13 protein-coding genes, 16 tRNA genes and 1 rRNA gene (1 of these 30 cut by a window edge) are annotated in these 22,672 nt (G+C 53.6%); 4 read left to right on the forward strand and 26 right to left on the reverse strand.

All coding sequences use genetic code 11. The features are described 5' to 3' along the window. The first annotated feature begins 41 nt into the window (after positions 1 to 41). The 3 genes from MKZ15_RS19240 to MKZ15_RS19250 all read left to right on the forward strand — a co-directional run bounded on the left by MKZ15_RS19240 (position 42) and on the right by MKZ15_RS19250 (position 2,717). On the forward strand, positions 42 to 536 hold the full coding sequence (locus tag MKZ15_RS19240; RefSeq protein WP_155606119.1) for a cation:proton antiporter regulatory subunit: 495 nt from the start codon (positions 42 to 44) through the stop codon (positions 534 to 536). 1 nt (position 537) lies between these two features. Further along, a complete protein-coding gene (locus tag MKZ15_RS19245) occupies positions 538 to 1,785 on the forward strand; it encodes a cation:proton antiporter (protein ID WP_193417332.1) in 1,248 nt (415 codons plus the stop codon). Between the two features lie 74 nt (positions 1,786 to 1,859). Next, positions 1,860 to 2,717 (forward strand): YitT family protein, encoded by an 858-nt coding sequence (locus MKZ15_RS19250; protein WP_339817420.1) that lies wholly within the window; start codon positions 1,860 to 1,862, stop codon positions 2,715 to 2,717. 68 nt (positions 2,718 to 2,785) lie between these two features. On the opposite strand, the gene MKZ15_RS19255 is transcribed toward MKZ15_RS19250, so the two are convergent. The 9 genes from MKZ15_RS19255 to MKZ15_RS19295 form a co-directional block, all read right to left on the reverse strand. Beyond that, entirely contained in the window at positions 2,786 to 2,986 is a 201-nt protein-coding gene (locus tag MKZ15_RS19255) for a LysR substrate-binding domain-containing protein (RefSeq protein WP_193417330.1), read from the reverse strand. Beyond that, complete coding sequence (locus MKZ15_RS19260; protein WP_339817422.1) at positions 2,973 to 3,815, reverse strand: aldo/keto reductase; 843 nt, start codon at positions 3,813 to 3,815, stop codon at positions 2,973 to 2,975. The genes MKZ15_RS19255 and MKZ15_RS19260 overlap by 14 nt, the downstream gene beginning before the upstream one ends. A gap of 294 nt (positions 3,816 to 4,109) precedes the next feature. Continuing rightward, positions 4,110 to 6,146, reverse strand: a complete 2,037-nt coding sequence (locus tag MKZ15_RS19265) for a DUF4965 domain-containing protein (RefSeq protein WP_339817424.1) — start codon at positions 6,144 to 6,146, stop codon at positions 4,110 to 4,112. Between the two features lie 54 nt (positions 6,147 to 6,200). Next, positions 6,201 to 8,510: a hypothetical protein gene (locus MKZ15_RS19270; protein WP_339817426.1), complete on the reverse strand. Its 2,310-nt coding sequence runs from the start codon at positions 8,508 to 8,510 to the stop codon at positions 6,201 to 6,203. A gap of 53 nt (positions 8,511 to 8,563) precedes the next feature. Continuing rightward, the gene (locus MKZ15_RS19275) at positions 8,564 to 11,596 is read right to left on the reverse strand and encodes a glycoside hydrolase family 38 C-terminal domain-containing protein (RefSeq protein WP_339817428.1); all 3,033 of its coding nucleotides are present in this window, start codon (positions 11,594 to 11,596) and stop codon (positions 8,564 to 8,566) included. A gap of 24 nt (positions 11,597 to 11,620) precedes the next feature. Next, positions 11,621 to 13,093 carry an extracellular solute-binding protein gene (locus tag MKZ15_RS19280; protein WP_155606108.1) on the reverse strand — a complete coding sequence of 491 codons (1,473 nt, stop codon included), beginning with the start codon at positions 13,091 to 13,093 and terminating at the stop codon, positions 11,621 to 11,623. A 130-nt stretch (positions 13,094 to 13,223) separates the two neighbouring features. Further along, positions 13,224 to 14,147 (reverse strand): carbohydrate ABC transporter permease, encoded by a 924-nt coding sequence (locus MKZ15_RS19285; RefSeq protein ID WP_213623236.1) that lies wholly within the window; start codon positions 14,145 to 14,147, stop codon positions 13,224 to 13,226. Further along, positions 14,119 to 15,117, reverse strand: coding sequence for a sugar ABC transporter permease (locus MKZ15_RS19290; RefSeq protein WP_213623235.1), 999 nt, complete (start codon positions 15,115 to 15,117; stop codon positions 14,119 to 14,121). The genes MKZ15_RS19285 and MKZ15_RS19290 overlap by 29 nt, the downstream gene beginning before the upstream one ends. 194 nt (positions 15,118 to 15,311) lie before the next feature. Then, positions 15,312 to 16,565, reverse strand: a complete 1,254-nt coding sequence (locus tag MKZ15_RS19295; RefSeq protein ID WP_339817433.1) for a GntR family transcriptional regulator — start codon at positions 16,563 to 16,565, stop codon at positions 15,312 to 15,314. Positions 16,566 to 16,964: 399 nt separating this feature from the next. Between MKZ15_RS19295 and MKZ15_RS19300 the strand changes: the two genes are divergently transcribed. Further along, on the forward strand, positions 16,965 to 18,914 hold the full coding sequence (locus tag MKZ15_RS19300) for a GxGYxYP domain-containing protein (RefSeq protein ID WP_339817435.1): 1,950 nt from the start codon (positions 16,965 to 16,967) through the stop codon (positions 18,912 to 18,914). 97 nt (positions 18,915 to 19,011) lie between these two features. On the opposite strand, the gene MKZ15_RS19305 is transcribed toward MKZ15_RS19300, so the two are convergent. The 17 genes from MKZ15_RS19305 to MKZ15_RS19385 form a co-directional block, all read right to left on the reverse strand. Further along, positions 19,012 to 19,091 (reverse strand) — tRNA-Leu (locus tag MKZ15_RS19305). 21 nt (positions 19,092 to 19,112) lie between these two features. Then, positions 19,113 to 19,198 (reverse strand) — tRNA-Leu (locus MKZ15_RS19310). A gap of 10 nt (positions 19,199 to 19,208) precedes the next feature. Continuing rightward, positions 19,209 to 19,282 (reverse strand) — tRNA-Cys (locus tag MKZ15_RS19315). An 11-nt stretch (positions 19,283 to 19,293) separates the two neighbouring features. Beyond that, positions 19,294 to 19,368, reverse strand: a tRNA-Gly gene (locus MKZ15_RS19320). A gap of 5 nt (positions 19,369 to 19,373) precedes the next feature. Continuing rightward, positions 19,374 to 19,445, reverse strand: a tRNA-Gln gene (locus MKZ15_RS19325). Between the two features lie 23 nt (positions 19,446 to 19,468). Next, positions 19,469 to 19,544: transfer RNA gene (locus tag MKZ15_RS19330), tRNA-His, on the reverse strand. 32 nt (positions 19,545 to 19,576) lie between these two features. Further along, a tRNA-Trp gene (locus MKZ15_RS19335) sits at positions 19,577 to 19,650 on the reverse strand. Positions 19,651 to 19,657: 7 nt separating this feature from the next. Continuing rightward, positions 19,658 to 19,743: transfer RNA gene (locus tag MKZ15_RS19340), tRNA-Tyr, on the reverse strand. Positions 19,744 to 19,746: 3 nt separating this feature from the next. Beyond that, positions 19,747 to 19,822, reverse strand: a tRNA-Thr gene (locus tag MKZ15_RS19345). A gap of 19 nt (positions 19,823 to 19,841) precedes the next feature. Then, positions 19,842 to 19,917, reverse strand: a tRNA-Phe gene (locus tag MKZ15_RS19350). A gap of 17 nt (positions 19,918 to 19,934) precedes the next feature. Further along, positions 19,935 to 20,011: transfer RNA gene (locus tag MKZ15_RS19355), tRNA-Asp, on the reverse strand. Positions 20,012 to 20,045: 34 nt separating this feature from the next. Then, positions 20,046 to 20,119: transfer RNA gene (locus tag MKZ15_RS19360), tRNA-Met, on the reverse strand. Between the two features lie 19 nt (positions 20,120 to 20,138). After that, positions 20,139 to 20,214: transfer RNA gene (locus MKZ15_RS19365), tRNA-Val, on the reverse strand. Positions 20,215 to 20,297: 83 nt separating this feature from the next. Beyond that, a tRNA-Glu gene (locus MKZ15_RS19370) sits at positions 20,298 to 20,369 on the reverse strand. Positions 20,370 to 20,391: 22 nt separating this feature from the next. After that, positions 20,392 to 20,483, reverse strand: a tRNA-Ser gene (locus tag MKZ15_RS19375). Positions 20,484 to 20,489: 6 nt separating this feature from the next. Next, positions 20,490 to 20,565 (reverse strand) — tRNA-Asn (locus tag MKZ15_RS19380). A gap of 118 nt (positions 20,566 to 20,683) precedes the next feature. After that, a 23S ribosomal RNA gene (locus MKZ15_RS19385) occupies positions 20,684 to 22,672 on the reverse strand; it runs 938 nt beyond the window's last position.

Below are 22,672 nucleotides of genomic sequence, written 5' to 3' on the forward strand. Positions count from 1 at the left end.
AAATGGGAATGATGACTCTAAAAACTGGAGGCTTGACTCAAATGAATCTCAAAGAAACAGATCTGCCGGGAATCGGAAAAAAATTCGTGATCCAGGCTCGCAGCGGCGACAAACTGACGATTATTATTCATGATGACGGCAGACGCGAGCTATATCATTTCGATCACGACGATCCGGACGACAGCGTCTCCATGGTAACCTTGGACGACGATGAAGCGAGATACGTCTCGGCCATCGTCGGCGGCGTGACTTACAAGCCTACGGCTTTGGAGAACATTGAAGTTGCTTTAGGCGATCTGATCATTGAATGGTATAAATTAGAGCCTAATTACAAGGCCATCGGTCATACGATTGGCGAGCTCAAGATCCGTCAACGTTCCGGAGCGACCATCATCGCCGTTATTGAGAAAAATCACAAAAAACACATCAATCCTGGACCCGATCTCATGCTAACGGCCGACGCGATGGTCGTCGTGTTAGGCGAACGGCTCCACCAACAACAAATTAGACAGATCCTATTGAATGGAAGTGGTTGAATTGGATCATCTCGTGCTTGAGATCGGTCTGGCCATCGCCCTGATTGCGGCGGCCGGACTGCTCTCCGCTAAACTTCGTTTATCCGTCATCCCGTTCTACATTCTCATCGGGATGGCCGTTGGTCCGCACGCGATGGAACTCGGACATTTGGATTTCCGCTTCATTGAAAGCGCGGAGCTCATCGAGTTCCTCGGTCGGATCGGCGTCTTGTTCCTGCTCTTTTATTTAGGTCTCGAGTTCTCCGTCAGCCGGCTCATCAAATCCGGCAAATCGATCGTGCTTGGCGGAAGCATATATATCTCCATTAATTTTGCCTTGGGCATCATTTTCGGCTGGGTAGCCGGCTTCCAATTCGCGGAGGTCCTCCTGATTGCCGGTATCACCACCTTCTCCTCCAGTGCCATCGTGGCTAAAGTACTCGTCGATTTGAAACGGACCGCCAACCCCGAAACGGAGATGGTCCTAGGTATTACTATGTTCGAGGATGTTGTCCTCGCTCTCTACATTTCCGTCCTGTCGGGTTTAATCTTAAGCGGTTCGTCAACCATTGGCGGCATCCTGTTATCGACCGCCATTTCTTTTGGCTATATGCTTGTTCTGTTGCTTGTCGGCAGAAAAATTGTTCCCTTGCTCAACCGCGCACTAAATATCCGTTCGAATGAGTTGTTTATCTTAGTCGTGTTCGCGGTTCTCTTCCTGATTGCCGGATTCTCCGAAACGCTGCACGTTGCCGAAGCGATCGGTGCCTTGCTGCTTGGCCTCGTGCTCGCGGAGACGGAGCATGTAAAGCAAATCGAGAAATTCGTGATCCCATTCCGCGATTTCTTCGGAGCGATTTTCTTCTTCAGCTTCGGTTTATCGATCGACCCGACGGAGCTTGGCGGTGCCGTCTGGTATTCACTAGCTGCCGTAGCCATTACCTTGATCGGCAACATTACCGCCGGAATGATCGCCGGGCGAAAAGCCGGATTGTCTCCGAAGTCATCGATGAATATCGGCCTCACGATCATGGGCCGCGGGGAATTTTCCATCATATTAGTTAATCTGGGGAAAGCCGGCGGGCTGGCGTCCATTTTGCAGCCGTTTGCCGCATTGTACGTGCTGGTCCTGGCGATCCTGGGCCCGCTGCTCGCGAAGGAGAGCAAACATGTCTTTAAGCTGCTGGATAAAGTGTTCCATTTCGAAGCGCGGCATGTGAAGCGGAAGGAGCAGCAACAACAGCTTCAAGAGGAAACTTCGCCGCAATAACGGCCTGATCCGGTTACCAGGTTTATGAACCGCCTACCCTTGAAGATGGTTTCATCCCGTAAGGAGGGGTCGGTTTGAGACACCAGATGAGAGTACATTCCTCCGGGAAGATTCGCGGTGGCATGAAGCATGTATTTCCGGCGTATCCCCGTGCCGTTGGCGTCATTGCCGGGGCAATGCTTGCCTCCGTCGGCTTAGAGCTGTTCCTGATGCCCCACGGCATCGTCGTTGGAGGGATGACAGGTTTATCCGCATTACTGGCATTAAAGACGGAGTTGCGGCTCGGATTATTCTTGTTTTTGCTAAATCTGCCGTTGCTTCTGTTCCATCGCAACAACATCCATTGGTCCTACGGGATCTTCACAGTGATGGGAGTATTGGTATTCTCACTCGGGACCCTCGTGCTCCATCCCTACCCCTCCTTGATTGCCGAACCGCTGCTGGCGGCGCTAATTGGCGGGGTGGCTCTGGGACTTGGGCTCGGTTTATCCTTACGTTTTGGAGGGGCTTTGGACATCGCCGAGAAAGCCGTAAACCAGTTCCGCTATGGAAGGTTGTCCCCGGAACGGATCTTGCTTTTGCTGAACTGCCTGATCTTAATTGGGGCCGGCTTTCACTTCGGCTTCCTTCAAGCCCTTTATTCAATCATCGCCTACCTGTCTGCCTTTGAAGCAATCAAGCTTCCGGTACAAGGTACGCGCTTGGCCCAAACCGTGCATATCAAGAGTCGGCATTGCGCCGCCATCCAGGAGGAGCTGCTGCGGTACCTAAATCGCGTGGCCGTTTACCGGCAGGAGCCGACAGGGACCGGGAACGAGAACGGGATTGGCATATTGGAGTGCCAATGCCACCGGCTGGAGAGATCTCGATTCATCTCCGTCGTCCATCAATGTGACCGTGAAAGTGAAATCACGTTTGATCCGAAGGATTAGAAAAGCGAGCCGCAGAGGTTATCTCTCTGCGGCTCGCTTTGTTTACGGATACATTTATTTCACGGGCGCTAACCGAAAACTTGACTCGACATATATTGATTGAATTTTCGAGCGGCGGCGGACAAGGTCTTCTCCTCCCGATAAACCAGACAAATCCGTCGTCGGTTCAAGTATCCGGGAAGTTCAAGCTGTCGAAGCTCACCGGTCAAAGTCTCCCGCGCGATGCTGCGCCGAGGTAAGACCGCGATACCGATATTAAAACTCCTCATATACCGCCGGGTCTTGATTTCTTAGCCGTCCATCCGGACGGGTTAAGCCGGAGATCCGGTCCATTTCTCCTTCATCCAGCGCGAAGTCGAAGAGGAAGAGGTTCTCCAGTTGACGAGCGGCGGAAGCCGATTTCGGAATGGATACGGCCCCCAACTGATAATGCCAACGCAGAATAATTTGGGATACCGACTTCCCGTGGCGTTCGGCGATTTGCCGGAGCAACTCGTGATTCAACACCTCGTTGCCATGAGCCAGCGGGCTCCACGATTCCGTGATGATCCCGTGCTCTTCGTGGTACTTGCGTTGCTCGGCCTGATTAAAGAACGGATGCAGCTCAATTTGGTTTACGCTTGGCGTCACGCCGGTTTCCTCCACCAGGCGGTCCAGGTGGTCGGGCAGGAAATTGCTGACTCCGATGGAGCGGATCAGCCCCCACTTTTTCGCATCGATCAAAGCTTGCCATGCTTCCACATAGTGGCCTTGAATCGGATTGGGCCAGTGGATCAAATACAAATCGTAGTAATCCAATTGAGCGCGGTACAACGATTCTTGAATTGCCTTCACCGCTTTATCGTACGTATGGTAGCGGCCGGGGAGCTTGGACGCGATGATAAGCTCTTCTCTCGGTACCGCAGAGCGCCTTACGGCTTCGCCGACGGTTCCTTCGTTCTCATAGTTATAAGCGGAATCCAGCAAGCGGTAGCCGGACCGGATCGCATTTACGATCGACTGCACGCCTTCGCTGCCGCGAAGCGTGTAGGTGCCTAAACCGACCACTGGCAGCTTTAAACCGTCATTTAACTTAATTTCCGGAATGATTTGCTCCATAGTATGAACACTCCTTTTGAAGATGTACTCTCAGGATATCATATCCGATGTATGCGAAAAAACGAACAGAAATCGCCGATACCGACGATTTCTGAGGAATGTGTATGAAATTTCGTACAGATTTCCCACCAAGCAGGCCTAAGAGAGCGATTCTATATGAAATATCGAATAGAATCCTCTTTTCACGGGAGTAACGACAATTTCTATTCGAAAAATCGAATAGAATCCGATGTCTGCCTAGCCTGGGCAACCCAGGATGGAACGATTTGATGATACTATACTGCACTTGCCGTGTTAGGCCCGGCTCGGCCCCAACCCGCGATCCTTAAGCAGCTTGATGTACAATCCGCCAACCACGGTCCGGTGCTGGAAGCCGATTTGCGCCGACGTCTTGGTATCGTACCAATCCGTAAACGGGACGCGGTCCCGCGTCTCATTCAGGAAAGTCCAGAGCGGCGATACGATCCGTTCAAAATCCTCGCGACCTTCCGCCAAAGTTCCGGCCCATACCAACCAATCGGCTTTCGTATAGGCCGCCCGATTGTCCAACGGTGTTCCATACCGTTCCTGCTTCTCTACATACCAGGCAACCTCGCGACGGATCATGTCTTCCCCGAACAAGTCGGTCCCGAAGATGCCGTCCCAAACGAGGTTATATTTCAGACTCCAGGTCCCCGGCTGGCCGAAGGCCAGCATCGTATGGCTGTCGGCGCTCGGATCGGCAGCAAGCCCTTCCCATTTGCGGGCCATGTCCGAGGCCGCCCGGCGGTAACGTTCTGCCGTTTCTTCTTCGCCTAGCAGCCCGCACAACAAGCCGTAGCTGGCTACACCCATCACCGCTTTGGCCGACAGGTTGGCGTTGCGCGCCAAATGTCCGGCGAAATCGTCAGTGCACAGCTGATTCTCCGGATCAAGCCCATGCTCCGCCAAATAGTCGGCCCACTGAGCGAGCAACTCACGATGCTCCAGCACGAAGTCCGTGTTCCCATCTGCCAACGTGACTGCAGCAGCCATGACAAGCATGTTGCCACATTCCTCGACCGGCATTTGCGCCTCCAGCGCATTCTCCCCATACACCTGGCCGTTAGCAAGCGGGTATTGGCCAACGTCATGCGGCGCAAAGTCGAACGTCCAGGCGTCGCTGGCAGCGTATTTGAAGATCGGCCGCATCATGCCGCGAACCAGCTCGGGCTGGTACAGCAAGAACAGCGGGATCGACGGATAGCTCACATCCACCGTCGCAATACAGCCGTTGCTGAAGCATTCCTTCGACATGAACAACACTTGCCCCTCAGGATCAAGGACCAGTTTATGCGCCGCAATCGCCTGCCGGTAGGCTAGGGACAGGATATCGGCGTATTTCTCCCCACCGGAACGGATCGCACCCTCGCGCAGCTTGACATCAAACGTATCGCAACGTGCCATCAGATCCGGGTAATCTCGGAACGCTTCATCCAATAGGTTCGTGATTGTCTTTCCATCCTTTTTCCAATAAGCCTCCAGCGGCTGGCCAAAATACTCGATCGCATACACATCGTCGTAGGCGAGAACAATCAATTGGGACTTCTCGTCCGTTCCGGCCACCTCGCCGATCTCCCACACGGAGGCCATAACTAACTCGGCATCCCGAACCGGCTGAGGTTGAGCGAGCGGTGCCGCGCCTTCATTGGACCGAATTTCGCCATCCCGGTCGAACTGCTTCCGGATCTGCGCCTTGTCCAGATAGGTCCGAACATCCGGAGCTTGTTTGACGGCCAGCATGAAAGTCCCCCAATCGATGCGCTGGTCATCGCCCGAAACATGGAGCGCCTTCTGCTCGGAATGGCTGACCTGCAATACGGTTAGACCACCTTGCTCCTCTTGCTGCCAAGTGATCGCCTGATCGGTTTCGTTAACGCACCATTCCCCGGTTACGTCAACGTACAGACGCACCTGATGAGGCGACCCATCAAGAGAACGTACGCGGAAAGAAACATAGGAAGCCGGCCGCGACAACAGCTCCAGATCGTCCGGCAGCAGCGGACTGGTAAAGGTCACGTCCAGCCCGACCCCTCCCGCTTCAAACTGGTAGCGGGTGGAGAGCGGCGTGACTTCAAGACCGGTTTGGTTCATCGCCTCCGGCTCCGTATAATACCGCTCCGGATTGGACTCGACGCGCCCGGCAAACCGCCAAGCCACGCCGTCGATATGAATCAAGCCGGTAAACGCCTGACGGCGCCCGGTCCAGTGGCGAGTGAAATCGTCTGTCAGACGATCCGCCATCGACCAAACACTGAAATAAGGATCGATGGTTACCAAAGGTACTGCCGGTGGACGCAATTTCGTATTCATTGGTTATCTGCCTCCCATGCGGATATCGAGATTCTGTCGTTGTTCCTTCGTTTCCTATTTCTTCACCGTGATGCGAGTTCCTTCGTCCCCATGCTCGTAATGGATGAGCAATGTACGCGACTTCGCATCCCATTCGAATTGCGGCGATACGGTAGACGCTGTTGCAAGACCATCACCCTGTCCAAGATCAAGCTCCTCTGCAGAAACGGCCACAGGACTTGAATCGCAACGGATCCGCGCCACGGCTTGCAGCGGGCGAGGTCCCTTGGCCGTAAACGTCATGCCGCGCTCATCCTCGCGGAAATCTTCGATCCGGGAGGAGGCAGCGATCACGCCGGATCCGGAACTAAGGCTACCCGGCCCGGTGTACGCCAAATCATAAAGTAAGGCTTGGCGGCCCGGCTCGACCGTGGCCCGTTCTTTGACGGGCAAATCGGCCTCAAGAAGGTCGACGAAGAGACCTTCAAGTTCAAGCGGCGTTTCGCTAATCGATTCGTTCATAACGGAGGCAATGACGTAAGGACCGCGGCGGAGATGGAAAAAGTTCGCCGGTTCCCAGCTGAGCGCGTCCGGCAAAGACGGCTCTCCCGAAGAGCCGCCAGAGACTTCGTGCTGCGTGGAGTGAGCCGTATCTGCCATTCCCTGCATGCTGCCCAACGCCTCCATCGCTTCCCTTACCGCAGTACGGAACCGCATAGCCGCTTCTTCACTTTCCGCGATCCGGTCCGGCCGCATCGACAAATAGCTGACCAGTCCAGCGCCAACCCATGTGATCCCCTCCACATTTGCCTCGGCCTCACATGGTAACCCAAGCGATTCGAATAAGTGGGCCCGGGGCGAAACGTAATGTCGCCTTCCCTGATTCCACCATTCTCGGACTCCATGATACGGATCGCTATCATCCCCGACGTAAAGGAGTGCGCCGCCTTCCCGCACCCATTGGGCCAATACCCCATGCAAATCCGGAGATTCCGGCTTCATAAACTCATAGCTTAATACCAGCACGCGGTAGTCGTCCAAATATCCGGGAAACCGCCGAACGTTATCGAGCTGCACCGGTCGGACCGGCAGCCCATGTTTGACAAGCGGCAACGTCAGCCCGTAAAACGCCGAGAAATTGAGCAACTCCACCGCGGATTCTTCCGTTAACTTCACTTCGTTGGTCCCGTCGTATTTCATCATGAAACCAGACGATTCCGTTCCGATCCGTTTCCGCTGGAACATAGCCGAGTCGGCCAGGAGCACGCCAGTGACGGCGGCATTACCAAACACCCGAACCTCCTCCTGTTCCATGTTCCCCAGCGTATGCATCACGTTCAGCAGGATCGTCGCGTATTCGGCCGGAATCCCCTCTTTGCCGTTACCATCGGCGGACGGATAACTTCCCTTAAATATCCGCCGAGGCCAAGGTGCCACCTCATAGCGGGAAACGGCCGGATGCAATAGCGAAGCGATCAATGTCTTAACGTAGTTCTCACGGTAATCCGCCCAAGTTCTCGTCGGATCGTCCTCAATCGGATCATGCAGGAACCACATGCGACGATGCGTCCCGCGCACCAACTCCTGCATAATTCCGTATTCCAGGAACGCCGTCTCGAACGTCCGCTCCGCGCGCTTTCCTTCGTAAACGTTGGCCGTCCGCGACGTCCCCGTCCAAATCTGAGCGATGTAGCCGTCGATCGTCGGCACGTCGAGCAGCCGCGATTCCGGGCTGACGATCCGCCACTGGGTGTAGTTGATCAAGCTGTGCGTCGGCACAAAAAAACGCAGTGGCCGGTTATACCGGACCAACGAATACTCTTTTAGCGCTGAGCAGATGCGATCCAGGCATCGCGTGTACAGATAAGCCTTCAGCTTGGAGGCACGATATTGTGCATCCTCCGAGGAATGGGGCGCTTGCCATGGTTCGTTGTAATAATTTTGCCATTCGCGTTGGAACGCCTCGGAGTAACCGCCTTCCACCCAAAATTCCGGCTCCTCCAAATGGATGGCTTCCACACCGGCGTCAACAGCCGGTCGAATCCTTTCCACGAGAAAGTCGGCATAGCTGATCGTTGGCACCATGTAAGGAATATCTACCGAAGTTCCGTGGATAATCATCTCGCCGTCCTGATATTTCTGGGCTTCATCCCAATGGGGGCGACCGTCCGTCTTGCCGTTCAGGTAGTCTTGGTAACCTCCCCAGGACACCCCGGTCATCAGATGTACCCGATACCCCCGCGCCGCCCACTCTCGGATACGCTGGGGCATCGTTTCCCCTATGCCATACACCATCACGAAATCCGCCTGCAGGTCATACGAAGCACCATAACTGCTGCCTTCCTGGAACCCGGTCCGTTCCTCTGCCCGTGCTCTTCCCGTCACGCCATGCCCCTCCTTCGCAACTTAGAAGTTCGTTAGAAGCCCCTACTCTATGGTTACGCCAACTGAACGCGAATCGTCTTAATCTCAAACGGTGTAAACGGTAAGCGAATTTGATTTGTATCTTCTGCCAATAGCGAAATGGGCTCCTCGAGCAGGTTCGTCTCTTCAATGGTTCGGCAAGTCATCCCGAAGCTCAGCCCACCATTTGCCCCGGCTCCCGCCGTTTCGTACAACCGGAAGATGAAATGATCGCTGTCCTCGGCTTTCTTGACGGCTTCCACCATCACGTTCGGATGATCGATCGAAATGAGCGGCATCGGCCGCGATGCATGGATATCAGCAGCCCGGCTGCCATCCACCGTCACCGGGATCGCTTCCGCCGGAGTGAGCGGAATATTCAACTCATACCCTTTGCGATATACGCCTGCTTGGATGAAATCGCCCGCATGTGGATACAAAGCGTACGTGAATCGGTGCTCCGCCCGATCGGCTTGCGGGTCCGGGTAGCCTGGACTGCGCAGCAGGTTCAGGTCCAAGACGCCGCCTTCCGCGCGATGCCCGTATTTGCTGTCGTTCAGCAGCGCTACGCCGTAATCCGGCTGCGACAGATCCAGATAGTGATGGGCACAGATTTCGTCGCGGGCAAACTCGATCGCGTTGTTCCGCGTCGTTGGCCGTTTCAAGACCCCAAACTGGATTTCACAGTTTACCTGATCGCTAACCACCGCCACTGGAAAAGCAACCCGCAGCATTTTCCCGTGTTCTTGCCAATCCGCCTCCGTGTCAAATCGCAGCAGATCATCGCCTTGAAGCAGGCGGATCGTTTGTTTTAACGTTGATTCTCCAAAGCGGTATACCTGTTCAATGATCGCTTGCGGCCCAGAGACGTAAGCACGACGGCTTTCCAGCGTCATCGTCCCGGCGATGGTCTCGCGGTAGTCGCGCGGGAAGTCCCAGGCATCGCCATCGTCATGGTAGACCGTAAAGAGGTTTGCTTCCGTACCCGGCTGAACCGATTCCCGCCCGGCAGCTTTGTCGTATAACGACACGATGCTGCCGTTCTCGGCGAACCGAACCTCAAGGCGCTCGTTCTCCAGACGGAGCTCCTCGGCAATCAGCCCCGTTGCCGGCGCTTCCGTAGCAGCCTGCTTCAACTCACGCCAGCCCATCGCCGGCACTTGTACATACTGCCAGCTGCCGCCGATCTCTATCCACTCCCGCCGCTCCCACGGCAAGGAATTGAACAGGACGGTCTCGCCGGCAGCAACGCCGGATCGGCTAGCCGCGCGCCCATAGGCTTCCGCGGTCATCGCCCGGACTTCGCCCAGCAATTTGGCGTAGCGCTCTAGCGACTCGTCGTACACGCGCGTGATCGACGAACCCGGCAAGATATCATGGAATTGGTATAACAGCATTTCCTTCCAAATCTCCTCCAGCCGAGCGGCCGGGTACGCCGCCGGGCTTTCGCCGAGCACGAGCTGCAGCGAAGCGGCGAATTCCAGCTCGCGCAGCGCCTTTTCCAGTTTGCGGTTATACCACTTGTTGCGCGCCTGCGTCGTCAAAGTCCCCTGATGCTTCTCGAGATACAGTTCGCCCCGGTAAGTTTGGAAACGGGAAGCTTCCTGCTCCAATCGCTCAAAAAATGCAAGCGAGGGCTCTTGGACGACCGGTGGAAGTCCCAGTAAGTTATGCTCGCGTTCAAGCCGCTCCAGATGCTCCTCCCCAGGTCCGCCGCCACCGTCGCCGATTCCAAACAACATCAAGGCGTGTTCCGAGACGTTCCGGTCTAAGTAAGATTGCTCAATTTTGGCCAGCGACCGCGGAGCGGCCGGGCTATTGTAAGTATCCTCTGGCGGGAGATGCGTCAGCACCTTCGTCCCGTCGATGCCTTCCCAGAAGAAGCTGTGATGCGGATGGGTGTTGTAGGTGCTCCACGAGAGCTTCTGCGTCATCATGTAGTCGACGCCAGATTTCTTGAGCAGCTGCGGCAAACTGCCGGTATAACCGAAGACGTCCGGCAGCCATAACACCTTCATGTCCTTCCCGAACTCCTCCCGGAAGAACCGTTTGCCGTACAGGATCTGACGCACCAGCGCCTCGCCGCCGGAAATGTTCGCATCCGGCTCGACCCACATCGCGCCTTGCGCCTCCCAGCGGCCCTCGCGGATTCGCTCCTTCACTTCCGCGTAAAGTTGCGGATAATACTCTTTCATCCATTGGTACAGCTGCGGCTGGCTTGCGCCAAACACATAACTCGGATACTTCTCCATGTTGCGCAGCACGGTCGAGAAGGTCCGTGCCCCTTTGCGAATCGTCTCGCGGATCGGCCAGAGCCAAGCCAAATCGATATGCGCATGGCCGATGGCGCTGACCGTCAGCACGGAATCGCCGCCTTTTTTCACCAGTTCGTGGGCCACTCGTTCCTTCGCCGAATGCACCGTCTTCTCATTGATCTCCGCCAGAAGATGTGCCGCCTCGTAGACGGACTGCAGCACTTGGGCTTTCCTTGCGCTAGAATCCGGCAGTTGCTCGACCAGCTCGATCAGTACCTCCAGATCGTAAGCCAATTGTCGGGCTTCCTCATGGCAAACGGCAATTACTGCTTCCTTCAGCGTCCCGCTGCGATAATGGCCGAACAGGTCATTGCAGCCGCCATCTCCCCAGAGGTCAATGGCCTCCTCGCCCCGGGCGGCGGCACTTACGTCCACCACCCGTTTGCCAGGCCGCCCCAGGCTGTAGTCGAACTCGGAACTCACGTTGGTTAAGCCTTGGCGCGGGGTTCCGGCTTCGTCCACGAGGCATAGCTCGCCGTTAATGTCGATCAATAGAACGATTTTTTGGCCTGCGGCCGTTTTCGGAACGGTACCCTGAAAATGAAACCAGGCGCAATCCCACAACTCTCCCCATTTATCTCCGGGTTGAAGCCGGACGTGTCGGCCGCTCATCCGCTCGGCAAAAGGAACCGGCTCTTTCGTCACCCAAGCTTCAACCTCAAGCCCGGCGATCGGGCGATAGACGTACTCTTGTAATTTGGCAAGCCTTTGCTTCGCCTTTTGGGTCATGATGTGATTTGATTCATAAGGCATGCTGCATCACTCTTTCAATGTAATTTACTTCGTAATAGCCTCAGCCTTCTTCTGCGCCTCGTCCATGATGGTTTGGACATCCCCTTTGGTCATCAACGCTTTGGTGACGGCTTCGCCGAAGATCTGCCAGATCTTCGAATCTTCTTTGGCAAACGTCGGCAGCCCCTGCACATTGCCGGACATGGCCAGATAATGCTGATACATTTCCGGATACGCGGATTTGTACGCATCGGTCTCGGCAATTGACTTCAATACAGGAGAGCGCACGCCGGTATCGGCGATCAGTTGCTGAATTTCCTCGCTGTACATCGTGCGAATATACTCAAACGCGGCTTCCTTGTTCTTCGCATCCTTAGGTACGGCATGGAACGCTGCGCCGATCGTAATATTTCCGGCTTTGCCGTCCGAGGACAGCGGAATTTGCGACATTCCGTACTCGATTCCGATTTGCGAGCTTTCGATTGCCCGCCAAGGTCCGTCGATCAGATAAGCGATTTGTCCTTTTTTGAAGGCGTCGAAATACGTCCCTTCATTTGTGTTCGCCATCAATCCGGCAGGATGATTTGCGTTGAGCTCCTTCAAGAATTGCACCGTTTCCACGTTGGCGTCAGAGTTGAACACAGGCTGACCTTGATCATCGGCGAATCCTCCGCCATTGATCACTAGTAGTGTACCATACCGCAAGTACCCGCCGGCATTGGGCCCAGCGTAGACCCCACCGCCGTAGAACTTCCCTTTGCCCGCTTCGGTTACCTTCTGTACGTTAGCTAGCAGTTCATCCCAAGTCGCCGGCGCTTTATCAGGATCAAGACCCGCTTCCTTCACCAGCTTCTTGTTCCAGAACAAGCTGCTTACGCCAGGCTGTGAAGCGAAACCGTAAATCTTCCCGTCATACTCCATCGGCTTCCAGGCGGCCGGCGCGACATTATCACGGATTTCCTGCGCCATATCGTCCGGGAAGGGTTCGAGCAAACCCTGCTGGGCAAACCCAGGCATTTGCGTTTCCCCAACGATGATATCGGGCATGTTTTTGGCCAGGAATCCAGCCGTTTGCTTCTGGATCAGCGGCTCGCCCCAACCCCAGTCCTCGGTTTTTACGGTAATGTTTTTACTTTGCAATTTCTCGTTCATGATCGATTGGTAATAGTACGGGAATACACCTGCTTTTTGCACCGGCTGACCTGGAGTATAATTGTAATCCTCCTCCGTGATCCGCGGGTTCAGCGTCTCGTCAGCAATGGTCTGTTGTTTCTTCTTCTCCAGCAGATCACCAAGGACCCCAACGCCAATCCCTACGGCCCCCTCGTTCAACACGGTAATGGTTGTGCCTTTTGCAGAAGAAGACCCGTCATTGCCGGACGGCTGATTCTGGTTGGTTCCCGGATCGTTCGCGGGCGGATTGTCACCCGCAGCGTTGCCTCCCCCCGATCCGCAAGCAGCTAACAAGGCGATAAGCAGCAGTGAAAGAAGCGTGACGTGCATTTTTTTCAACAACATGCGTGAACCCCTCCTAATTTTTTTCATCATGAGCGCTTAAAGAAAAATCAAGTTATCAACTTGGTGTGTATCCTTCCGATCCATAAAGGACCGTAATGACCTTCTCCATTCCATTCTGAATTTCCTCATCCTAACCTTTGATCCCGGTGTTAGCTAAGCCCTGCACGATGTACTTCTGGAAGAAGGCAAAGATCAGCAGTGCCGGAACCGTAATGCCCAAGCTTAAAGTAATGATCATCGGGTAGTTGATCACCGCACCCGGACTAGCTCCAACGGAGGATATCCGCGTGATCGCTGCCGGAAGCGTTTGCAAACCATCGCTGGTCGTATAGAAGAACGGGGTAATAAAGTCATTCCACGTTCCGAGCGCCGTTGTGATCGCGATAAACGCCATGATCGGCAGCTGCAGCGGGAACAGGATCTGGAAGATCAACCGGAACGTCCCGGCCCCATCTACGATAGCGGCTTCGTCAATTTCCAGCGGCACCTTTTCCAGCGACTGCTTCACCAGAAACGTTCCCATGATGTTGATGCTGGGTCCGCCGATGAAGTAAACCCACCAAGAGTTCAGAATCCCGGTCCCCCCGGTGAATACATCGTTCCCTCCGGCGAACGGAAACCGAGCAAATTCAAGGTAGGTCGGAATGATGGCCAGTGTACCGGGAATCATTTGCGTGGCCAGCAAGATCAGAAAGATCGCGTCCCGTCCCTTGAACCGAAGTCGTGCGAATACGTATCCGGCCAGGAACGAGGTCAAAATCGCCCAAAACGTATTGTATACCGTACGAATAAGCGAGTTTTTCATATAGGTGGCTACGGCCGCGTCTGTGGATCCGGCGATCAGCGCTTTAAAGTTCTCCAGCGTCGGTGCTTTCGGAATCGGGAAAATGCCTAACACGGTCGAGGAGAATTCCGTCTTGGTAAAAAAGCCGGCAAGCACCATAAAGATGAGCGGATATAGCAGGATGATCCCGACGCCAAGCAGGATGAGATGGCCCAGCAAATAAACGGGCTTGAACTGTCTGCTAACCTTGGCGTTTGGCTGACTGGGCATGCGGATGTTCCTCCTTTCTCCCCGGTTTGATAGGCTTCAGCGGAATGGTCGTCCGTTTGTCGGATTTTGTAGACCAATTGTAGTACAGCACGGTCACGACGATGACGATGAATGCCATAATGAGTGAAGAAGCGCCTGCCATTCCTAAATTGAAATCCCAGAAGCCGTCCCGGTAGATACGGAACACCAGCACTTCGGTTTGCCCATAAGGCCCGCCGTTGGTGATAAACAGCACCTGCTCGTAAATCTGGATCGCCCCGATCAAGTTCGTAATGATGATATACGTCGCGATCGGCTTAAGCCCTGGCAGCGTTACGTACCGCAGCTTATTCCATCGTCCCGCACCGTCGATTTCCGCCGCCTCGTATAAGGACAAATCCACAGATTGCAAACCGGCCAGCCAGATTAATGCCGCCCCGCCTACCCCTTTCCAGACGGAGTAAACCACGATCCAGAAAATGCCCCATCCGACAGAGTACTGCCAGACGATGGGTTCCTTGCCCATGGCTTTTAAAATGTTGTTAATGACCCCATTGTTTGAATCCAGAAAAATGTTGAAGACCTGCGTGGTCGCAACTGTTGCTGTGATGGCGGGGATATACCAGATCGAACGGTAAAATCCCTTGCCGAACAACGGCATATTCATCAGCAGTGCGGCAAAGAACCCTGCTCCAAGCGTAATGACTGTCACCAGTCCGCCCAACCAAATCGATCTCCACAAGGCATCCGTATACACCGGATTATTGAAGAAGCTGACAAAGTTATCGAACCAGATAAAATTAGGCGTATCCGCCAACCCCACCCATTCAAAGAAACCTAATACGAACCCGAATAAAGTGGGGAAACCCGAAACCACAAGCCATACCAAGAACATCGGCACTAGGATAACGGCGGCAATCAAAGCATCCTTATGTCTCCCTAACCTGCGCTGCAGCGGTATTTTCCGCTCCCGTAATCCCGCATTTTCCATCGTCCAAGCAACCCTCCTTACTGTGAAGTGCACTGATTAAGCATCGGTTGTTAGTTGTTTATCTATTTGTATTATTAACTATATTTCACTATGTCATTTATGTCAAGATATTAGATATATCATTTATCGCTAATTTTTCGCAAATAAAGACACCTACTTGTTAGCAAGCAGATGTCCTGTCAATCGTTCCTTTTTTACGTTGTCCGTTTCCGGAGCGGTCCGGTCGATTGGCTTTCGATTAATTTCGGCTCTAGGATCACTTTCGTGTATCCCGAATCCTTGGCATCAGGCTTCTGGAAAATGTCCAGTAGAATACGGGCTGCCGCCTCCCCCATTTCAATCTCGGATTGTGAGATATGTGAGAAGTACCCCCATTCATGCAGCCCCGGCGAGGGATCGTCAAACGTGAGGATCGAGACGTCTTCCGGCACCTTGAGTCCCAGTTCCTTGCAAATCGAGTAGATGTGCAGGCCAAGCCGCCCGTTTAGCGTAATATAGGCGGTGGCTATCTGGTTCTTGATGAACCGGTACAACGGGTGTTTCTTGTCGATCTCGCGATAATCCACATCGAAATCGGTTAGGATCAGCGCCGGATTAATCATCGCTTCCTTCTGTTTGAGCGCCTCCATATACCCGTTAATCCGCTCCTCCACCGTGATCGTGGGCAGTGGCGAATCGGAGCAGATGGCGATATCCCGATGCCCTAAGCCCCACAAATAATCGATAGCAAGCTGTCCACCGATTAACCCGTCGCTGCGCGACAAATTCGTGGCCACGCCAGGCAAATAACGATCAATCAAAACGAATGGGTAGCCCCGCATCTTGAGGGACAAGATTTCCTCGTTGTACGTCTCCGCGTCGCAAGGGAAAATAATGAGCCCGGCCGCCCCTTTACGAATCAAGTCGTTGATCGCTTCCTTCTCTCGATCGATGGAATTGTACGTCAACACAATCTGCAGGCTGTAGGGACTGTCGGCAATGATGTTATTAATCCCCTGTAGCAGCCGAATGGCAAAATAGTCGACCAGCATCGGCATGACCAGCCCGATCGTCTTTCGACCCGGAGCCTGGATCCCAGCTTCGCTTCCTCCCTGTTGAGCATCGGTTAAAGCACCGCCAAATGAGGTAACGTTATGCGTCAACGCCCCAAAGTTTCCATCAAGTACCGTCCAAGGCCCGCCGTCCGGTGCCGCCGAACCTTGGTGGCGTTGGAGCAGCTCGCTGATCCCTTCGCTCACGAAACTGCCCCTGCCGGGGATCCGGTAGATCCAACCGTCCTTCGCCAACTGCATCAGCGCATTGGCTACCGTAATCCGGCTGACGTCAAACTGCTCCATCAATTCCTTCTCCGATGGGATCTTATCGTTCTCTCGCAGCATGCCCTGCAAGATCATATCTTTGAAGTGCTGTTGAATCTGCATATATAACGGTTTACGTTCGTTTTGCATAAGACTTCTCCTATCTTCTTACTCTCCATATATTCACATTATATCATTTATAGCATTTCGTCAATCCATTAAATGTCGTACTCTTGCTTGACAATCACTATTGGATATATTAAACATATTATACAGGTGCTATCGTTAACTTTTGCACAATCGGCCGATAAAGGAGGGAATTCGAGGATCCGGCTTTCAAGAGGAACCTGAACGAACGATGGCCCTAAATATGAGGATACGAGGTGAACGCATTTGTTTCGCAAAATAACGATGACTTGTTTCGTTTTATTCTGCACAATGTCCCTAACCCTTGGCACCACCTCAGCAACGGCTCAATCCTCAACGGAGACTGCATCCAAGAACACGATTAGCTGGCCTAAATCGCAAGCGCTTCCAAGCTTCGGGAAGGTGAAACGGCTTGATGTAGTCGATGTGGTAAAATCCCCTGGCGATATCAAGATCTTGCTGGCAACACTGCAAGGTGTCATCAACCGTTCCGAACCCCGCATCTACTTGCTGGAAAACGAAGAAGAGGGCAAGTTAACCTGGCTGAACGATCTCAAGGTTCCATATCAGCTGAACGATGAAGCATTGGATCTCGTGAAGAAATACAAAAATGAAGTGAAAGGCATCATCATCTACGATCCGGAGGTTCCGGACTCGATTAACGTCGCGACGACCTTAGCCGGACTCAAAAACGCCGTTGTCGCGAGCCCTGAATTAGCTCAACAACTCAAGGTCTCTCCCTATCGCCTGAAGGTACTTGACGATCTGCGCGGCCGGTTCCAGGACCGCATGGACGCCTATACCTGGCAATACGAGCATCTGTGGAAACAAACGACGCACCGCATGCTTGTCGGTCTCAGTCCAAACGTCTCCGTAAAACTCCCTCCGGGACTCCCTGAATCATTTGAGGTGATTGCGGAGGAAACCGAACAGATTCGCGATGCCAGTAACAAAGACACCTACGATCTGGACCTGACTCCGTTTATGGGCGGGGATGCCGTCTATTTGCGTTTTGACGATGCATTTACGCAGGACGGCTGGGGTTCTGCCGTGCATGAAATCGTGATCCAGGCCGACGGACAAACGATCGCCCAGTTTGTTCCGGGAACACCGGAGGAGGAGCCGTTCCTTTACGATCGGCAGGACTCCCAGGTTTCAGCCGGAGATGGCGGACATCGTTTCGCCGATAACGGACGATACTTCGTTTATCGCTTTGTTCCGCCTGCAGGCACCCAGGAGCTAACGGCCTCCGTCAACATGTGGAACCAGTACAAAGTTTCTGCCGGCAGCATTCAACCCCCTTCCTCCGAGCAGAAAGAACCGTACGGTTATCTCCGCGATTATGCGGTCGCCAACAAAGCCATGGTGTTCTGGCTGGAAGTGAATGATCCGGAGCAAAGAGCTTTGTTCGAGAAAATCATGGCTGACGTCGAGCCGGGTACGCCTTACCTCGGATGGTTCAGCAACGACGTAGCAGGTGAGTTCAGCTCCGTGGAAGTCACCTCCAACCATGGCGTCTACGTCTTGGCTGCCGACTGGTTTAGCAACTTGACCGTTTTCTCCAGTACCCAAGCGAAGCAGGTCAAGACCAAAGCACCCGCTGCGCCTCCATTAGAGAACAAAATCTATGTCACGTACACTTTCAGCGAAGGCGATAACTTCCAATATAATCAGCATCGCATGCGGATTTTGTGGGATGACCCCGCCCGCGGTCAGGTGCCGATCAACTGGACGTCCAGCCCGCTGTTGTACGATGCCGCACCGGCCATGCTTAATTATTTCCGGCAGACGGCAACTGCTAACGATCTGATTATCGCCGGACCGTCCGGCGCCGGCTATTTCTACCCTGAGGCTTGGCCAGAAGCCTCATTTGCGGACTATCTCAAGAAATCTTATAAATACTTGCAAAAGAGTGGAATGAATCTCACGTATGTACTGAATCGAATCGACGGGGAAAATGTACCGCTTGGCTCAGCTTATGCGGAAGCTTATGAGCGTTATTACAAAGCGCCTGGACTGTTCCTCAGCTGGGAGGACCGCCACGGGGTGGAGATCGTAAATGATTCTCTGCCGGTATCAACGATTCAGGGCATCAGTACCGTTCAGGACGGTTTACGCATCCTCGAGGAAGCCAAAGCCAACTGGGATGGCCAATCCCCCTTGTTCGTCTCACTGGGCTTGCTAGCGTGGAGCTTGACGCCGTCAGATGTTGCCACGATGAGCGAAGCACTTGGATCGGAGTTTGAAGTCGTACGTGGCGATCATTACTTCTCTCTTATCCGCGAGGCCAACGGATTATCTGTGAAGCCACATTCTTTAGATACTAACGAGGATCTTCAGGAAAACCAGTAACGCAACGCTTTTACCAAACTTCATTGAATCGACCTAATAAATAAAAACAAAAAGCCTCAAGGACGTTCGTCCTTGAGGCCTTTTATTGTAATAGTGATGCCGGTGAAGGGACTCGAACCCCCACGGTTTCCCTCACGATTTTGAGTCGCGCGCGTCTGCCAATTCCGCCACACCGGCATATATAAAATTGTTCAAAAGTGCGGAAGACCAGACTTGAACTGGTACGGTAGTCACCTACCGCAGGATTTTAAGTCCTGTGCGTCTGCCGATTCCGCCACTCCCGCGAAACATGAATGGAGGCGCCACCCAGACTCGAACTGGGGATAAAGCTTTTGCAGAGCTGTGCCTTACCACTTGGCTATGGCGCCAAATATAAAAATGGAGCGGACGACGGGAATCGAACCCGCGACCCTCGCCTTGGCAAGGCGATGCTCTACCGCTGAGCCACGTCCGCTTATACTGGGGATATAGGATTCGAACCTATGCATGACGGAGTCAAAGTCCGTTGCCTTACCGCTTGGCTAATCCCCACTATATTTGATTGTTAAAGTAAATGGGGCGATCGATGGGACTTGAACCCACGAATGCCGGAGCCACAATCCGGTGCGTTAACCCCTTCGCCACGACCGCCATAATATGAAATTCACTACTTCTAAAAAATGTGGCAGGGGCAGCAGGAATTGAACCCACACCAAAGGTTTTGGAGACCTTTGTTCTACCTTTAAACTATGCCCCTATAAAACTGGTGGAGGCTGATGGATTCGAACCACCGAACTCGTCAGAGAACAGATTTACAGTCTGCTGCGTTTGGCCACTTCGCTAAGCCTCCACGTGGTGCCGGCGAGAGGACTTGAACCCCCAACCTACTGATTACAAGTCAGTTGCTCTACCAGTTGAGCTACACCGGCTCTTCAACGAAAAGTTGAATGGTGGCTCGGGACGGAATCGAACCGCCGACACGAGGATTTTCAGTCCTCTGCTCTACCGACTGAGCTACCGAGCCTTACATATAAAGTTAAATGGCGGAGCCGACGGGATTCGAACCCGCGGTCTCCTGCGTGACAGGCAGGCATGTTAGGCCTCTACACCACGGCTCCACACTTGGATGATGCCATCCTCTTGCGAGGATAATTGCGGGGGCAGGATTTGAACCTGCGGCCTTCGGGTTATGAGCCCGACGAGCTACCGGGCTGCTCCACCCCGCGTCAGTAATAAGATATTATATGGTGGAGGCTGAGGGGATCGAACCCCCGACCCTCTGCTTGTAAGGCAGATGCTCTCCCAGCTGAGCTAAGCCTCCATGGGAAAAGACAAGTTTTATTGTACCAGATAACTCCACTATAAATCAAGTGAATCAATGAAGTAGCTGTCAAAGGAATAAAATGACCCGTAGGGGATTCGAACCCCTGTTACCTCCGTGAAAGGGAGGTGTCTTAACCCCTTGACCAACGGGCCATGCAGTAGAGCTGAAAGATTATGGCGGAGAGAGAGGGATTCGAACCCTCGAGACGCTTGTGACGCCTACACGATTTCCAATCGTGCTCCTTCGGCCAACTCGGACACCTCTCCATATAGTGGCTCCCCGAACAGGACTCGAACCTGTGACAACTCGATTAACAGTCGAGTGCTCTACCAACTGAGCTATCAGGGAACATTATGAACTTATCAAGGTTTAATCCTTGAAAACTGGATACGAAACGAATTTGCGTGTTAGTCTCCTCAAGTGCTCGGATCGGCTTGTTCAGCCTGACGCCACTTTTTGGAGTTGTTTGGATAAGCCCTCGACCGATTAGTACCTGTCAGCTCCATACATTGCTGCACTTCCACCTCAGGCCTATCAACCTCGTCGTCTTCAAGGGGTCTTACTAATTGGGAAATCTCATCTTGAGGGGGGCTTCACGCTTAGATGCTTTCAGCGCTTATCCCGTCCGCACTTAGCTACCCAGCTATGCTCCTGGCGGAACAACTGGTGCACCAGCGGTGCGTCCATCCCGGTCCTCTCGTACTAAGGACAGCTCCTCTCAAATTTCCTGCGCCCACGACAGATAGGGACCGAACTGTCTCACGACGTTCTGAACCCAGCTCGCGTACCGCTTTAATGGGCGAACAGCCCAACCCTTGGGACCTACTTCAGCCCCAGGATGCGATGAGCCGACATCGAGGTGCCAAACCTCCCCGTCGATGTGGACTCTTGGGGGAGATAAGCCTGTTATCCCCAGGGTAGCTTTTATCCGTTGAGCGATGGCCCTTCCATGCGGTACCACCGGATCACTAAGCCCGACTTTCGTCCCTGCTCGACTTGTCAGTCTCGCAGTCAAGCTCCCTTTTGCCTTTGCACTCTTCGAATGATTTCCAACCATTCTGAGGGAACCTTGGGGCGCCTCCGTTACTCTTTAGGAGGCGACCGCCCCAGTCAAACTGCCCACCTGACACTGTCCCCGTACCGGATCACGGTACCAGGTTAGAACTCCGATACGATCAGGGTGGTATCCCAACGGCGCCTCCACCGAAGCTGGCGCTCCGGCTTCCTAGGCTCCCACCTATCCTGTACAAATCGTATCAAAGTCCAATATCAAGCTGCAGTAAAGCTCCATGGGGTCTTTCCGTCTTGTCGCGGGTAACCTGCATCTTCACAGGTATTAAAATTTCACCGGATCTCTCGTTGAGACAGCGCCCAAGTCGTTACGCCATTCGTGCGGGTCAGAATTTACCTGACAAGGAATTTCGCTACCTTAGGACCGTTATAGTTACGGCCGCCGTTTACTGGGGCTTCGGTTCATAGCTTCGGGTTACCCCTAACCACTCCCCTTAACCTTCCAGCACCGGGCAGGCGTCAGCCCGTATACTTCGCCTTGCGGCTTCGCACAGACCTGTGTTTTTGCTAAACAGTCGCTTGGGCCTTTTCACTGCGGCCCCCTCGAGCTATTCACTCTACCGGGGCACCCCTTCTCCCGAAGTTACGGGGTCATTTTGCCGAGTTCCTTAACGAGAGTTCTTCCGCGCGCCTTAGAATTCTCTTCTCGCCTACCTGTGTCGGTTTGCGGTACGGGCACCTTCTCCTGACTAGAGGCTTTTCTTGGCAGTGTGAGATCATGACCTTCGGTACTATAATTTTCCCTCCCCATCACAGCCCAGCCTTACGGTGTGCGGATTTGCCTACACACCAGCCTCACTGCTTGGACGAGCATCCATCAGCTCGCGTCACTACCCTACTGCGTCACCCCATCGCTCATAACGGATTACGGTGGTACAGGAATTTCAACCTGTTGTCCTTCGACTACGCCTTTCGGCCTCGCCTTAGGTCCCGACTTACCCTGAGCGGACGAACCTTCCTCAGGAACCCTTAGGCTTTCGGCGGATCAGATTCTCACTGATCTTTTCGTTACTCATACCGGCATTCTCACTTGTATGCTGTCCAGCGCTCCTTACGGTACACCTTCAACCTACATACAACGCTCCCCTACCCCTGATGCAAAGCATCAAGCCATAGCTTCGGTGGTGTGTTTAGCCCCGTTACATTTTCGGCGCAGAGTCACTCGACCAGTGAGCTATTACGCACTCTTTAAATGGTGGCTGCTTCTAAGCCAACATCCTGGTTGTCTGTGCAACTCCACATCCTTTCCCACTTAACACACACTTGGGGACCTTAGCTGATGGTCTGGGCTGTTTCCCTTTTGACAATGGATCTTAGCACTCACTGTCTGACTCCCGGTTAATCAGTCTGTGGCATTCGGAGTTTGACTGAGCTTGGTAACCCT

Source organism: Paenibacillus sp. FSL R7-0216, from assembly GCF_037969915.1.
Taxonomy (GTDB): domain Bacteria; phylum Bacillota; class Bacilli; order Paenibacillales; family Paenibacillaceae; genus Fontibacillus; species Fontibacillus rhizolycopersici.

Bases quoted from the DNA above. Each gene is read 5' to 3' on its own strand.
- MKZ15_RS19240 (WP_155606119.1), top strand. From the start codon at position 42: ATGAATCTCAAAGAAACAGATCTGCCGGGAATCGGAAAAAAATTCGTG.
- MKZ15_RS19255 (WP_193417330.1), bottom strand. From the start codon at position 2,986: ATGAGGAGTTTTAATATCGGTATCGCGGTCTTACCTCGGCGCAGCATC.
- MKZ15_RS19260 (WP_339817422.1), bottom strand. From the start codon at position 3,815: ATGGAGCAAATCATTCCGGAAATTAAGTTAAATGACGGTTTAAAGCTG.
- MKZ15_RS19265 (WP_339817424.1), bottom strand. From the start codon at position 6,146: ATGAATACGAAATTGCGTCCACCGGCAGTACCTTTGGTAACCATCGAT.
- MKZ15_RS19275 (WP_339817428.1), bottom strand. From the start codon at position 11,596: ATGCCTTATGAATCAAATCACATCATGACCCAAAAGGCGAAGCAAAGG.
- MKZ15_RS19280 (WP_155606108.1), bottom strand. From the start codon at position 13,093: ATGTTGTTGAAAAAAATGCACGTCACGCTTCTTTCACTGCTGCTTATC.
- MKZ15_RS19285 (WP_213623236.1), bottom strand. From the start codon at position 14,147: ATGCCCAGTCAGCCAAACGCCAAGGTTAGCAGACAGTTCAAGCCCGTT.
- MKZ15_RS19290 (WP_213623235.1), bottom strand. From the start codon at position 15,117: ATGGAAAATGCGGGATTACGGGAGCGGAAAATACCGCTGCAGCGCAGG.
- MKZ15_RS19295 (WP_339817433.1), bottom strand. From the start codon at position 16,565: ATGCAAAACGAACGTAAACCGTTATATATGCAGATTCAACAGCACTTC.